Annotated in this window: 15 protein-coding genes and 2 pseudogenes; 7 read left to right on the top strand and 10 right to left on the bottom strand. The window is 67.1% G+C overall.

Going from position 1 to position 13959, the window contains the following annotated elements; genetic code table 11:
- Nucleotides 1–78: 78 nt before the first annotated feature.
- A complete protein-coding gene (locus OG251_RS00655; protein WP_326674963.1) occupies nt 79–357 on the top strand; it encodes an ATP-dependent DNA ligase in 279 nt (92 codons plus the stop codon).
- Between the two features lie 208 nt (nt 358–565).
- Nucleotides 566–1465 (top strand): serine hydrolase domain-containing protein, encoded by a 900-nt coding sequence (locus OG251_RS00650; protein ID WP_326674962.1) that lies wholly within the window; start codon nt 566–568, stop codon nt 1463–1465.
- Between the two features lie 181 nt (nt 1466–1646).
- Here the strand turns inward: OG251_RS00650 and OG251_RS00645 are convergent, their stop codons facing one another.
- Complete coding sequence (locus OG251_RS00645) at nt 1647–2006, bottom strand: hypothetical protein (RefSeq protein ID WP_326674961.1); 360 nt, start codon at nt 2004–2006, stop codon at nt 1647–1649.
- A gap of 249 nt (nt 2007–2255) precedes the next feature.
- Here OG251_RS00645 and OG251_RS00640 point away from each other — a divergent pair, with 249 nt between their 5' ends.
- The 5 genes and pseudogenes from OG251_RS00640 to OG251_RS00620 all read left to right on the top strand — a co-directional run.
- Nucleotides 2256–2459 carry a hypothetical protein gene (locus tag OG251_RS00640; protein ID WP_326674960.1) on the top strand — a complete coding sequence of 68 codons (204 nt, stop codon included), beginning with the start codon at nt 2256–2258 and terminating at the stop codon, nt 2457–2459.
- Between the two features lie 183 nt (nt 2460–2642).
- Nucleotides 2643–3176, top strand: coding sequence for a papain-like cysteine protease family protein (locus tag OG251_RS00635; protein ID WP_326674959.1), 534 nt, complete (start codon nt 2643–2645; stop codon nt 3174–3176).
- Between the two features lie 10 nt (nt 3177–3186).
- Nucleotides 3187–4068 (top strand): hypothetical protein, encoded by an 882-nt coding sequence (locus tag OG251_RS00630; RefSeq protein WP_326674957.1) that lies wholly within the window; start codon nt 3187–3189, stop codon nt 4066–4068.
- Between the two features lie 358 nt (nt 4069–4426).
- Nucleotides 4427–4582 carry a hypothetical protein gene (locus tag OG251_RS00625; RefSeq protein ID WP_326674956.1) on the top strand — a complete coding sequence of 52 codons (156 nt, stop codon included), beginning with the start codon at nt 4427–4429 and terminating at the stop codon, nt 4580–4582.
- 397 nt (nt 4583–4979) lie between these two features.
- Nucleotides 4980–5273, top strand: a pseudogene (locus tag OG251_RS00620) (ISL3 family transposase); the annotation flags it as partial.
- A 21-nt stretch (nt 5274–5294) separates the two neighbouring features.
- Here the strand turns inward: OG251_RS00620 and OG251_RS44880 are convergent.
- The 9 genes and pseudogenes from OG251_RS44880 to OG251_RS00575 form a co-directional block, all read right to left on the bottom strand.
- Nucleotides 5295–5837 (bottom strand): DUF6368 family protein, encoded by a 543-nt coding sequence (locus OG251_RS44880; protein ID WP_365537465.1) that lies wholly within the window; start codon nt 5835–5837, stop codon nt 5295–5297.
- A gap of 149 nt (nt 5838–5986) precedes the next feature.
- Nucleotides 5987–6361, bottom strand: coding sequence for a DUF6193 family natural product biosynthesis protein (locus tag OG251_RS00610; protein WP_326674954.1), 375 nt, complete (start codon nt 6359–6361; stop codon nt 5987–5989).
- 186 nt (nt 6362–6547) lie between these two features.
- On the bottom strand, nt 6548–7075 hold the full coding sequence (locus tag OG251_RS00605; RefSeq protein ID WP_326674952.1) for a GNAT family N-acetyltransferase: 528 nt from the start codon (nt 7073–7075) through the stop codon (nt 6548–6550).
- Nucleotides 7076–7344: 269 nt separating this feature from the next.
- Nucleotides 7345–7713: pseudogene (locus tag OG251_RS00600) on the bottom strand (transposase); the annotation flags it as partial.
- A 43-nt stretch (nt 7714–7756) separates the two neighbouring features.
- Nucleotides 7757–8209: a hypothetical protein gene (locus OG251_RS00595; protein ID WP_326674951.1), complete on the bottom strand. Its 453-nt coding sequence runs from the start codon at nt 8207–8209 to the stop codon at nt 7757–7759.
- Between the two features lie 79 nt (nt 8210–8288).
- Nucleotides 8289–9404, bottom strand: a complete 1116-nt coding sequence (locus OG251_RS00590; protein ID WP_326674950.1) for a hypothetical protein — start codon at nt 9402–9404, stop codon at nt 8289–8291.
- 838 nt (nt 9405–10242) lie between these two features.
- Complete coding sequence (locus tag OG251_RS00585) at nt 10243–10443, bottom strand: hypothetical protein (protein ID WP_326674948.1); 201 nt, start codon at nt 10441–10443, stop codon at nt 10243–10245.
- A 516-nt stretch (nt 10444–10959) separates the two neighbouring features.
- Complete coding sequence (locus OG251_RS00580; protein WP_326674947.1) at nt 10960–11649, bottom strand: helix-turn-helix transcriptional regulator; 690 nt, start codon at nt 11647–11649, stop codon at nt 10960–10962.
- 69 nt (nt 11650–11718) lie between these two features.
- Nucleotides 11719–13938: an MMPL family transporter gene (locus tag OG251_RS00575; RefSeq protein WP_326674946.1), complete on the bottom strand. Its 2220-nt coding sequence runs from the start codon at nt 13936–13938 to the stop codon at nt 11719–11721.
- Between the last annotated feature and the right edge of the window lie 21 nt (nt 13939–13959).

Here is a 13959-nt window from a genome sequence, read left to right as displayed (position 1 = left end):
CGCCCCGGCCCCGCACGGGCGAGGAGGCCGCCCGGACCGCCCGCCGCGCCACTGTACTTCCCGGGTCGCAGGATCGCGGTGTGGAGTTCCCCGACCAGGGTGGTGCTGGCCAGGGCGGTGCCGGTGCTGCCGAGCGGGCCGGGCCGGTGGTACGAGCCGAGGTTCGACGGCCACCGGATGGTGCTGCGCCTTACCGAGGACAGTGTGGCGCTGTACGCGAGGTCCGGACGGATCGTCACCAGCCACTGGACGGACCTCGCGACCGCCGGCACGCACGGCCTGGCCCCAGGGACGGGCCTGGACGGCGAAGCCGTCATCTGGAAAGACGGGAAGCTCGACTTCAGCCGACGACTATGAGGTGGCACCAGCGTGGTACGAGTCGTTTCGGTCGCTGGGGATCGAGGGGGTCTTGTGGACAGGGTTCCCGATTGACCATGGACCGCCGTGCGGCACAAGGAGGAGCCGCTGTGCACAGCGATGACCACCGCTGCGCAACGCCCGCCACTCTCCTCGATGGACATGTGCCCAGGTTGCCTCGACTGCGAATCGCCGGGACAATCGCCGGATGTTCGATGGGCTGGATGTGGATGGGGACGCCGATATCGCGGTGGCGGTGCTGGACTCCCGTGGTCTCCACACGACAGGGGTGAAGGCCGCCCAGCCGGTGTTCAGCGTGACGAAGATGTTCGTGGCCACGGCCGCGCTGCGGCTGATCGAGTCGGGCAGACTCGCCCTGGACGACGAGGTATCGCGCCGCGTGCCCCAGGCCCCGTCCGGCATCACCGTTCGCCACCTGCTCGGCCACACCAGCGGACTGCCCGACTATGCGAGTGCTCCCGCCTACCTGGACGCAGTCGCCGCGCGGCCGGCCCAGCCCTGGAGTCTGGAACAGATCGCGTCGATCGCGCTGGCCGGTGACCGCTCGGCGCCAGGGCGGTTCCGCTACTGCAATCTCGGATACTGGCTGCTCGGAGCCTTCATCGAGGAGGTCACCGCCACGCCGTTGGAGCAGACACTGGCAGAAGTGGTCTTCGAACCTGCGGGAATGGCATCGACGTCCTACCCCGCGCCCGGCGCCGGGCTGACCGAGACCGGCTACGACACACGATGGGCCGGACCGGCAGGGGCTGCGTGGGCCACTCCTGCGGACCTGGTGCGCTTCCTCACCGAACTGCTCGAAAGGCCACTGCTCTCGGTCCCATCGCTGGCGGCCATGACGACCGTGACGCCGGTCGCGGCGGGCCCGCCTTGGCGCGAACCGGGCTACGGACTCGGCCTGATGATCGACGGATGGCATCACACATTCGGCCACGGAGGTAGCGGGCCCGGATACAGCAGCGCCGCGTTCGTCGTGCCCGGCCTTGGACGGTCCGTGGCGATGATCGCGCGGTCCTCTGCCGGCGCGGACCTGTCCGCGCCGGCGTTGCGGTTCCTCCAGACCGACCATCGAGCCGCTGGGCAGTAACCGCTGCATCGACTTGACCACCTTGCCGGGCCCGCATCGGACACGGCGGGCCGCCGGCGGAGACGGCCCCTGCTGCTGAGCTGAGTGACTCCTTCCTGCGCTTCGAGTGCCTATCGAAGCCTGGCGTTCGCGAGGGACCGGTCAATCCCTGTGAGCATCGACGTTGATCATCTGTCGGAGTTCACGCCTGGGAGATGACCTCCGTTCGCAAACGCTCGTATTCATCACCAGCGGACGGTTCGCCGTCGAAGTAGTCGTCCCAGAATCCCGGGCGCTGCCATGCCTTCGGCGCCAACGTCAACCGGCCATCTTCCAGCCCCGCCTCCCAGCAGTCCGGCATCCGGCCGTTGACCACGGTGAACATGGAGGCATCCCACAGCCCTGGAGCGTCTCGCTCCACCATGACGTCGGACCGCTCGGGAATCCGTAGGAGCACCTGACGCTCGGTTGTAACGACTTCCAGGACCGGGTACTCCACACCAACCCGGATTCCCGGATGATCATTCACCACCTCTCCGCTCGTGGGGCTGACGATCTGCACACACCGGACGATCACGTCGGCACCCTACGCGGCGCCTCGGCTTGATCGGTGCAGAGAAGGGTGAAGGTGCGGCACGCGGATACTGCTGAGGCGAGGGTCGTGGGGTTCACCGGTCCGCGAGCCCGGCCCCGGCGTCCGGCCCTGGTCCCAGTAGGGGAGAACGGGGTGCGGCTGTCGGCCCGTCTCGCTGCGGGGCTTGCCGCGCGAATCGGCCGGGGGCTCGTCGGCGGGGGAGAGTCCGGTGGGAGTGTGGCCGAGGGGGAGACCTGCACCGGCCCGGACACGGCTCTCGTGATCGAGGTCCTCGCCGGGGCGGGCCGCCCCGGCGTCCTGACCGGAGACCGCCGGGCGCTGGCCGGGACGGTGCTGCCGCGTCCACGCACGGAGCGCCTGGCACCCGCCGAGGGCTGGCAAGTAGTGAGCATCACACCCCACTTCGGCAAGGAGGCGTGAGCTGTAAGTGCCGACTTGAATCATTTGCTGAAAAGTAATCAATAGGGAGTAACTTCGTGCAAGCCCCCTATGCGTACGAGATGTGATGCGCTGTCATATTCGTTCCAGATCGCCCCGCTCATCTCGTTGTACCCATCAGGGGAAGGCAGGAAAATGGGCAGGTTCAGGAACAGGACCACGACGTTGGCCATCGCGCTAGCCGCCTCGGGATCGCTCGCGGCCGCGGGAGGCACAGCCCACGCGGAAGCGGGCCAGGACAACATCAGCATGCTGAAGCAGGAGAAGACCCAGTGGTGCTGGGTCGCCTCCGGGCTGACCATCGCCAAGTACCAGGGCTTCGGCTCCACACAGACGGACTTCTGCAACCGGGCCCAGCCCTACTACGGTTGCAACAACCAGCCCGCCACGCTCGACGACATGGCCAAGGGCTGGAGCAGCCTCGGCATGACCCACACCGGATCCGGCCTGAGCAGCGCGGCCACGTTCAACCAGGTGTACACCGACGTCAAGGCGGCCCGGCCGATCGGTGCCCGCATCGGGTGGACGTCCGGGGGTGGCCACATGAACGTGGTCTACGGCTTCGACACGTCGAACAACACGATCGCCGTGGCCGACCCGTGGCCGGACACCACCACGTACACGTGGTGGAACTACAACGACTACGTGAGCAACAGCTCGTCCAAGTGGACCCACTCCCGCATCGGTATCTCCCGCTAAGGCAGGCGACATGAGCGACACCAGCGGCACCAAAACGTCCAGCAAGCGGGCGGCCTACCGCTCCTCCCGTCTGTTCCTCGGCATCGCAGTGAGTGCATCCGCGCTACTGTCCGTCGTCGGTCCGGCACACGCGACCCCTGCCAAGGACCCGCTCCCGGCCGACATCCCCGACTACCGGGCCGCCCTCGACGCGGTGAAGTCCACAGACGTCCGCAACACCGTCTGCCGCTTCCTGCGCACTCCGGTACCCACCGGCGGCACCGGCGGGCCGGTGCAGACGATCCCCGAAACGGCCGAGCCCTGCCAGGGCCTCCCCGCCTTCACGATCAAGGACCCGGTGGCACTGAACGAGATCACCCCCGGGTTCGTCGCGGGCACCGCCAAGCCACTGCCCGCCGAGGCGATCAAGCTGACACAGCTGGTCTCCTCGCTCAGTACCACTGTCAACGGCCGCAATGCCACCGTCATGCTCGCCCCCACGCAGGGCGGCGGCTGGCACCTGGCAGCCGTGCGCGACGGCGACAGCGACGCCACATACGCCAGCAAAGCCGCCCTGGGCACGCTGGTCTTCACCGAGCCGCAGATCCGCGGCTGGTACCAGCTCAAACTCACCACGGTCGAGCCCCTCAACGACCAGGCCCGGCAAGGACTCGGCGGCCAGGCATCGGTGTCACTCAGCACCTACCAGAAACTGGTCAAGGCCCGCTACGCGGACAAGCTGCCCGGCTCGGCGTACGACACCACCGGCTACTCCAGCGGCTACAGCCTCCAGCGCACGGAGGACGGCGCCCCATCCTCCACCCTGCTCCTTGCCAGCGGTTCCAGCGCTGCGCTCGCCCTCGCGGGCGGAGCCGTCGTGCTCCGCCGACGCCGGCGCGCAAGCAACCGCTGAGCCCAACCCTGGACCGCTACTACGGTCCGTCCCGGCAGCCGGCCGGGACGGGCCGAGTGGCGGTCCGGCCATCGCGCTACGGGTTGCGCCTGCCCCAGCGGGCCCTGGCCGCCGTCTCCAGTCGTACGGACACCGTCGTGAAGTTGATTTTTCACCCGCCGGATTGCCGCGCTCACCCACAGCAGCTTCCAGGCCTTGATGAGCCCACAGTGCGCGCCGTGGTCCGCCAGGCTGTCAGCGACGTCCGCACCGCGCCGCCTCCGCAGCCCGTCAGTCCGTCGGCGGATCCCGCGCTCACCGAGCTGCGCCGCGTGTCGTCGACGGCCTCGCCATCCACACCCACCAATTCGGGGAGCTGATGCTCGAAGTCGCTCCGCCGTACCCGTCCGACACCGAGGCCGACGTCCTGGTCCCGCTGTGTGACCAGATCGGCGACCCCCTTGACAACGCCCTCGCCGCCCGCCGCTACGTGATGCCCGGCGACGGCCGCGCCCTGCGCGACACCCTGCTGTAGACCACAACGCATTCACGAGAGAACCGTCTGGTGACTGTATCTATCGACCGACGGCGGTCCTTTGAGGAGCTTGCGCGTGATCGCTCGCAGGCGCGGAAGTTCAAGAAGCGGAGCACAGTGCCCTGGCCCGGTTGGCGTTGCTGTTCCACGGAGCGATAGGCAAGTTGGCCTGAAGGCAGTACGAGTTGAGCGCTACATCGTAAATGTCGGCGAGAGGCTTATGCAGCCGAGGTGATGGCGGAGACTTCCAGTCCGGTCGTTCCGAGTTTGATGTATCGCATGCTTCGGTACCTGGGAGTTGGAGTGCGTTCTCACGCAAACTCGGGGGCGTGGGGCATGCGCGCCCTTTCAGGTTTCGACCGTTTCGGCCAGACGTACCAGAGAACCCAGTCTGCTGGCTCAGTGCCCGGAGCTGGACGCCCTGACCGGGAACCTCCGCTCCTTCGCCCGGATGCTCACCGGGCGCAAAGGCGAACCCGAATGGCTCGACGCTGTCCGGCAAGACGATTTGCCACCCATCCACACCCTGGCCGCAGGCATCGACCTCGACCGTGATGCCGTCGCGGCCGGCCTCACCCTGCCCGGGAACTCCGGCGTCGTCGAAGGGCACGTCAACCGGATCAGGATGCTCAAGCGTCAGATGTTCGGCCGCGCCGGCTTCACGTTGTTGCGCAAGTGTGTGCTTCTGGCCTGGAAACCGGCTGGTCTAAGGCTACTTCAGGAGCCGGAAACCGGGCTGTCGAGCCCAGGCTCTGAGGAATTCTGCTGAACCATACGCAGCAGACCACGGATCTGTCATCGTCGCGACGATGCCTGGAAGGCCAGCCACGATCGGCACTTGATCCTCACGAAGTTCGGCGTTGGCAACGCCGCCGATCACGTCCATGACGGCAGCGGTCAGCAGGGCCGTGACGACATGGTCGACGGGCCGGTTGCAGAACGCGATGACATCGACGGCATGGGTCGGGGTGAAGCCAATGAGGGGCTCCTGGTCGACTTCGTCGGCATGCTCTGCTGTGAAGATGGCCTCGTCACCGATGCCAGGTCCCATGAGAGAGACCATGACAGGCCGACGCTCATCGACGCCCCCCGTGTCCGCTATGCCGAGGCTCTCCGCATGAATGTTCAGGTCATACTCGCCGACCCGATTCTCTTCAAAGCGAGATGAGGAGCGGACAAGGAGTTCCCGGAGCCTCTGGATTGATGCGGGCGGGACGGGCTCCGCCAACTCAATCACCAACACTGGTCCACCCATGAAGCGAGCTTAGTCAGCCAGGACTCCATCCCCAACCGAATTACTCAGAGTGCCTGCGCCATGGAAGGTGAGCCAGAACTTGAGACGGGACACCAGTGTCCCGTCTCAGCGAAGTTTGACCGGGAGGGGGCTGTTGCTCTGCGGCTGGTTCAGTCGGTGGAGCTCTCCGCTGGGGGCCATGGCCCCTCGAAGGCCGGCCCGCAGTCGTGCGGCAGGTGGGCCGCTACCAGCGCGGCCGCCTCGTTGGGTGTGAGTGACTCGCCCAGGACGCGCGGCGACGCACCCAGTGGCGCGTACACGATGCACGATTGCGCGTCGCCGACGATGAACGGCAGGTCGTTGCTCCAGGGGAACTGTGTGTTGCGGTGAAAGGTGAGCGCCCCGTGGCCCGGAAACGGGAACAAGGCCCGCAGCCGAGGTTCGGCGTAAGCGGCCTCCATGACTGCGGGCTCTCCCCGCCGTGCCGTGGGATGCCCCTCCAGCATGAGCCGCCAGGTCTTCTCGACAACCGTCTCTTCAGCCATCCCGCGATCATGACGTCTGTACCCGGCCAGGACAATCCACCCTGAGGGTCAAACCTCGATGAGACTCACCAAACGTCGCTGAGACGGGCCACCACCACAGCGGTCCGGGATATTTCGTGGCGACTTGTCCCGTCTCGGCTGGCCTGGTCTCTATCTCAGATGAACTGCTCCGATTCACGCGCTGTCCTAGGTGGTCTTGTCGCCCAGCTCGGACTCACGAACCATGCGCACGTTGGGCAGCTTGCCTCGCCAGAGCTCACGCTTACCAGTAGTCCTGAATCCGTACCGCTCGTAGAAGCGGATCGCCCTCTCGTTGTCATCGGTCACCCACAGGCGCATGGGAGCGTCCTGCGCCCACGCCAGGAACTCGCCCATCAGCCGACCGCCGGCGCCTTGGCCCTGGGCGCTGTCCAACAGATACATCGGCCCGAGGGTGACCACCTCATCTCGGCGCCCGCAGAGGAACCCGACGATCTCCGCCCCGGAGCGAACGACTCGGCAGAACGACAGATCCGGCTGCCGCACGGCCTCCTCGATGAACTCTTGCCACTGGGCAATGCCCTCCACGGTCACAGCGGACCCGCGGTGCTCGTGGATCCACGCCGCATCTATCCCCGCTCCCTCGTTGAGGTAGGTCTGGAGCCAGGCCCTCAACTGCACCTGGCCTATGGCTGCAGCGTCGTCGGGTCGGGGTACGTCGATCTGGTGAACCATAGGGCCATCCTTCACGGTGCAGCCGGTGGGGCTTGCGTGATTTCCCGTCCAGACCACAGTGGCTGACCTGCATCCGATCCGATCCGCCTTCGCTGGACCAGATCCGTTGAGACCCGAGAGAGAAAACGTCCAGGAACCACTTCCCCTGAGATCTGGATCTTCGGACCGTCTCACGTCATCTGGTCGATGCACGTCAGAGCCGCAGCCCATGGACCAGATCTGTGACCTAGCGCGTTACTGAGGTTGAACTCGGGATGTCGTGCTGCTGGTCAGGCAGGCCGGATGGTCAGGCCGGTCTCGGTGAGACAGCCGTCTATGAGGTGGCTGCGGTATTGGATGTGCCGCAGGCCGCGTCGGACGGTCTGGACGAGGTGTTCTGGGGTGCTGAAAGCGACGTTGGAGCGCCATCCGCGCCGTAGGAGTGACCAGATGCCTTCGACGGGGTTGAGGTCGGGTGCGTAGGGCGGCAGGTAGTGGATGGTCAGCCAGTCGCGGGTTTCGGCGAACTTTCTCAAGGCGGCTGCCTTGTGGACGTTGGGGTTGTCCCAGATGAGCACGATGGGGCCGTCGAGCTGCTGGTGGGCGGCGATCAGCAGGTCCCGGTAGTCGCGCCAGGAGAAGCTCTTGCGCCCGTCACGGTTTAGTTGGCCTGCCTGGCCAAGTAGCGCGCACAGCCGTCCGTCAGTGGAACCAGACGACGAGACGTACGTTCGCCGAGCCGTGGATTTCGCTGAGGATGTGCATGACGCTCCAGACCCGGCCCCAGTCGGTGTCGATCCCTGCGGCAGAGGCGCGGGTTCGTGTGCCTGAGGCGTTGGTTTCCTGCCAGTCCGCGGTGTCCAGTTCGGCCCAGGTCAGCCAGGTGGTTCCGTGCACATCGTGGGGGCCGCCGTAGCCGGCGAACTCAGCTCGCAGCCCATCCGAGGCATCGTCCGGGAAGCCACGATCTTCCGCCAGGGGACGGAAACCGTAGGAGTTGCGGATTCCGAAGAGGCAGGCCAGGCCGTCGTAGGCGTTGCCCCTGTTGAGGAGGAAGAGATCGATGCCCACCTCCCATACGGAGTCCTCATCATCGGGGCCCCATAGGCGGGCCCCCGACCGGCATTCGATCATTCCACTGACGTCGGTCGTCATGCAGAGATCCTGCCTGCGCCGGCCAGAGCCGGCATCTCCTTTTCGCGCGGGCGCACCTGGCCGGACTCCGCCGGCGGTTTCAGCTCAGCAGAGGATTGCCCTGGAGGTTCCCTTCCCCGCACGTCCAGGGCCCCTCGGCCAGGGGACCCAGCGGTGTACGGAAGACCAGGACCTCGTTGTCCAGGGAGATGGCGACATTGCCGGCGCTCAGCAGGAGCGCGCGACCGATGACTGCTCGGCTGTCGTCCATGGCGAACAGCTCGTGTCCGGCGAGGTCCGTGTCCACGGTGAGCAGCTTGCCGTCGCGCCAGAACACGGTGGTTCCCTCGCAGTCCATCGCGGGGTGGGACGTGTAGTAGCCCGTCAGCGCAGGCCCGTCCACGAGGGTGTTGTCCGGTGCGAGCCGCTGGAAGCGTGATCTCGACGGCAGGTGGTTTTCGAGCTCGGGACCGCTGACGCGGCCGTTCCTGTCGACGAGCATGGCCCCGTGGCTGGCCCAGCGCGCGGTTTCGGCGCCGTCCCGGCCGAAACGGCCGGTCGTGAACGCGCCATAGCCCTGAGATCCGATCAGGAACTGGCCGGGGCCCGCTATCGCCTTTCGGCCCGTAGGAGCGGGAGAGGTGGCCGAGACGGTCTCGCCGCTGTCCAGGTTGAGGAAGAACGTCCGCCCGATGCCGCCCCGTGCGTCGGTGAAGGTGGCTGCGACCCGGTCGGCCGATACGAGCAGTGGCTCCCAGCGGTCTACGCCGATCTCCTCCGGGACCCAAGGCCTGCGCGGTTGGATCTCCCATCCGGTCCGGACTCCCATCTCCACCACGCCCGGGAACGACACCGCACCGAGCGCGATCGGAGCGGACCAGAGGCACTCGCCGTCTCGCGTGTACCGGGCCACGCGAGGCTCCGACGTGGGCCGGCTTCGGTCTCCACGGACCCTGCGGGAGGCACTGACCCAAGAGATGACGAACCCGTCGTTGAGGAGGACGAACGCCCCGATCTCCTCATCGGGGCCGCACTCCGGGCGGGCGGTGGGGCCGGTGGAGCCGTCCGGCAGAACACCGTCCAGCAGCCGGCCGTCGCCATCCGGATAGGCGACCCACAGCGTGCCCTCCGTGGACAGACGGGATTGGGGTCTGCCGGTCCCGGGATAGGTACGCTGCCACGCCACCTTGCCTGAGAGGTCAACCCTCGTGATCACAGTCACCAGGGGATTCGCACCGTAACCGGTCACGGTCAACGGCCCGGAGGGATCGGACGTGGCCACAGCTCGGACCTGGCCCGGAAGGGTGAAGCGCGATGAGAGGGTCATGCGTCCGTAGTTTGCCGGATGCCTTGTGGACGGCCAGCACGGGCATTCTCCCGAAGACATGCAGGTACGAGGCGGGCGCCGTCACTCCGCGGACCAACTGGAACGCGTATCGAGGCCAACTACAACGCCAAAGGGCCAAGCGGAGCGCCAAGTGGTCCGTTCCGGAAGTCCTTCGGGGGGTGATCAGGCTGCCAGGGCGACGGAGGATTCTTGGTGTCGGTCGGCGGGTGTGCCGGTCGAGTCGGGCCAGAAGATCGTCCAGGCCGGAGGTGGTGAACCTCCACTGGAACGGCTGTGCCGTGGTGTTGTAGCGGTCTTCGAATGCTCGGAGCCGGTCCCCGACCTGGGTTAGTTCGGTGAAGTGGTTGGGTGAGACGACCTTGCGCTGCACCACGGAGAAGTAGATCTCCACCTGGTGCAACCAGGAGGCGTGCACGGGGGTGTGGACCATGACGGCGTTGGGGAACGCCGCCGTGAGCCGTTCGGCGGCCCTCTTTCCGCAGCGGGAGGAGCCGTTGTCGACGACCCGGAAGACACGCCTGGCGCTGGCGTAGTGTTCCTGTGTCATGACCTGGACGACCAGGCTCATGAACGCGTCGATGCCGGTGCGCGGTTCGCAGCGGCCTAGGCACTTGGGCCTGGTGGACGTCGTAGGCGGCCAGGTAGGCCAGGGCGCCGCCGAGTCCGTAGGCGTGGTTGACGCGCATCGCCCTGGCCTGGCCCGGAGTCAGGGTCGGATGGCAGCGGCAGCGGGCTGGAACGAGGTCTTCTCATCGCTGGAGACGACGTACTCGTCCGCGCCGAGGGGTTCTCCTTCGAAGGAGCGGGCGTACAGGTCCAGGACCCGCTGGGCCCCGGCGCGGAAGTCCGTGTCGCGGATGAAGATCCAGGACCGGTACTGCCAGGACTTGAGCGCGTCCTGGCGCAACCAAGCGGCGCACCGTGGACGCGGAGATGCCGCCGGTGATCTGGCGCGGGGTCAGCTGCCGCTTCTCGTATGTCATGTTTACTTCTGAAAAGAGGTGTAGACGACCAAGGTCCTGGGCTCGGTGTGCCCCTTGGCGAACTTCAGCTGGATGTGCACGACGTTGCCGACAGCGACAACTGCGTCGTCCGATGGCTATGTGGTCCCGGTGTTCTCGCTGCCATCTTCGGCTTCCCCTGCCCGAGCAGAAGCTGGGTGCGTGACCGGCACGGTGTTCAGGTCGGTGCTCGTCAGCCGGTCGAACAGCACGACGGCGTCGTAACGCCACGGCGGAGATCGACGGTCGGCCTGGAGTCCCAGGGGCAGCCTGTTTCCATGGGGCATCATCCCAGGTCAGCGGCGTGTGGAACTGCGCAGCTCCAGAGGGCGTGCCCGCTCGCTCATTCTTCGGGGTGTCGTCTTGTCGCGGTGATGGGGGCGGCTTCTGACCGTGTCGGCGAGCGCAGGGCCTTTTGGCTCTCAGGAGGATTGGCCGGGGCGGGAGGTCAGGGCGTGGTGCTCGGCTTCAGCCGTCCTTGTGGCGGCCGGAGTGCCTGGGGTGATCAGGTGGCTTTCGTAGGCGAGCACGACGAGTTGGGATCTGCTGGACGCTGCGAGTTTGTGCATGATTCGGTTGATGTGTGACTTGACGGTGAGTGGGCTTACGCCGAGTGCTTTGGCGATGGCGGTGTTGTCGGGCTGCGTGGCGATGAGAGTGAGCACTTCTCGTTCGCGCTGGGTCAGTGGCGTCAGCGGTCCGCGGAAGGCAGGCGTCGGGGCTGCGTGGGCGGGCGCAGGTGAGATGAGCATGGCGCCGCCGTGGATGACGTCGAGTGCGGTGAGGAAATCGTCGGGTTCGAGGTAGGGGCCGAGCACGCCGGTCACACCGGCACCCGCGAGGAAGGGCAGTTCGGCCGGAGCGACGTGCCCGAGCACGACGACCCGGGTGCACGCGGCCGCGTGCCGCAGTCGTATCTGGGCTGCGGCGGATGTGTCTCGGATGAGTTCTTGGGCGTCAATGAGCAGAAGGTCGCAGGTGGTCAGATTTGCCAGGGCATCGGAAAGGGTTGGTGTTTGGGCCGGGAGCGCGAAGGCGGGGGATGCGGCGATGACGCGTGCGTAGGCGTCTCGGACGAGGGTTGGGCCGCCTGCGAGGAGTACTCGGTGCATCGGCGCGTCCTTGGGGCAGGGGGCGGGCCCGCGGTGCCGTGGCAACCGCGGGCCCGTGGGGCGGGGTTGTCAGCGGTTGTGGTCCGTGGAGCCGGCGTAGCCGGGTTCGCGGACGGTGGGGGTGGTGGGGGTGTGTCCGGCGAGTTTTTCGCCTTCGATGTCGACGTTGGGCAGGATGCGGTCGATCCAGGTGGGAAGGGACCAGGCGCGCTTGCCGAGGAGGGCGAGCGCTGCCGGGATGATCGTCATGCGGACGACGAACGCGTCGAAGGCAACGGCGATGGCGAGGCCGAATCCGAGCGATTTGATCATGGCGTCGTGGGAGCCGACGAATCCGGCGAAGACGCTGATCATGATGAGAGCTGCGGCGGTGACGACGGTGGCGCTGTGCTTGAAGCCTGTCTCGACGGCAGTGCGGGCGTCGGCGCCGTGGACGTATGCCTCGCGCATGCGGGTCACCAGGAACACCTGGTAGTCCATGGCCAGGCCGAACACGATGCCGACCATGAGGACGGGCATCAGGCTCATGATCGGGCCGGTCTGTTCCAGGCCGATGAGGTCCTTCAGCCAGCCCCACTGGAAGGCCGCGACGAGGGCTCCGAGGGAGGCCAGTACGGAGAGCAGGAATCCGAGGGCTGCCTTGACAGGGACCAGGATGGACCGGAAGACGAGGATCAGCACGAGGACGGCAAGGCCGACGACGAGGGCGAGGTAGGGCACGATCGCCGCGCTGAACTTGTCGGAGATGTCGATGTTGAGGGCCGTGGTCCCGGTGACGAGGGAGCGGGAACCGGTGTCGGACTGGAGGTCGCCGGCCAGGGTCCGGATGTCGGTGACGAGATTCTTGGTGGCGTCGCTGCCCGGTGCGCTCTTGGGGATGACGGTGATGATCGCGGTGTCGCCGCGCTCGTTGAAGGTGGCCGGGGTCACGGCGGCCACGTCCGGAAGGCGGGAGAGCGACTTGCCCATGTCTTCGGCGCCGCCGCGCGCGACGGCCGGGTCCTGGTCGTCGACGGTCACGGTGAGGGGGCCGTTGAAGCCGGGCCCGAAGGACTCGGACAGCATGTCGTATGCCTTGCGTTGGGTGGACGAGGCGGCCTTGGAGCCGTCGTCCGGCAGCCCGAGTTCGAGCTGAGTGGCCGGGAGTGCGACCACGCCGAGTGCGACCACGGCCAGGAGGAGCATCTGGGCCGGCTTGCGCAGGACGTAGGAGATCCAGCGCTGCCCCAGGCCCGGCTTGGCGGGGTCGGCTACGGGGGCGGGGGGCTTCTTTCGGTTCTTGCCACGGACGCGTTCGCCGGCGAAGCCGAGGAGGGCGGGAACCAGGGTGGTGGCGACGAGGACGGCGATCACGACGGCGCCGGCGGCGGCGAGGCCCATCGCGGTCAGGATGGGCAGGTTCACCACCGCGAGACCAGCGAGGGCGATGACGACGGTCAGCCCGGCGAAAACAACGGCGGAACCCGCTGTGCCGTTGGCACGAGCGGCGGCCTCGCGGGCGTCGTAGCCGTCCGCGCGCTCCGAGCGGTACCGGGAGACAATGAACAGGGCGTAGTCGATGCCGACCGCGATGCCCAGCATCGTGGCGAGAGCCGAGGCGTTGCTGTTGAGGTTGAGCGGGCCGCTGAGCGCGGTGATGGCGGTCATGCTCACACCGACTCCTGCGAGCGCGGTGAGCAGGGGCAGGCCGGCGGCGATCAGGGAGCCGAAGGTGATGAGCAGGATGACGGCGGCCAGGGCGAAGCCGATGGCCTCAGCGGTGTGGCTTCCCTCGGGGGCGGCCAGTGCGTTGCCGGAGGCCTCCACTGCCAGCCCCTGGTCGCGGCCCGATTCGAGAGCCTTCTCCAGACCGGTGTGATCACCGTCGGTGAGGTCGGAGTCCTTGGTGGTGTAGGTGACTTGGGCGTATGCGGTGGTGCCGTCCGCGCTGACGGCCCGGGAGGAGAAGGGGTCGCTGATCTGCCCTATACGGGAGGAAGAGTCCTTGATGTCAGCCAAAGCCGCCTTCAGGGCGGACTTGTTCTCCGGGGCGCTGATCTTCTCGCCGTCGGGTGCGCGCAGCACGACTCGGGCGGTGGCTCCGTCGGCGTTGGCCGCCGGGAACTTTTCGCCGAGGAGATCGAAAGCGCGCTGGGCCTCCGTGCCGGGCAGGCTGATGCTGGAACTGGCGGGGCCCGAGCTGGCGGAGGCGCCGATGCCCACAGCGCCCAGGAGAAGCGCCCAGAGGAGGACGACCAGCCAGCGCCGCTTGAACGCGGCCCTGCCGATCTTGTGGAGAAAGGTGGCCATGAGGGAGACGCTCCAGGTCGA

It is taken from the genome of Streptomyces sp. NBC_01237 (genome assembly GCF_035917275.1).
Lineage (GTDB): Bacteria > Actinomycetota > Actinomycetes > Streptomycetales > Streptomycetaceae > Streptomyces.
The sequence above is the reverse complement of the archived record's forward strand: the minus strand, read 5'-3'. Positions and strand labels throughout refer to the sequence as shown.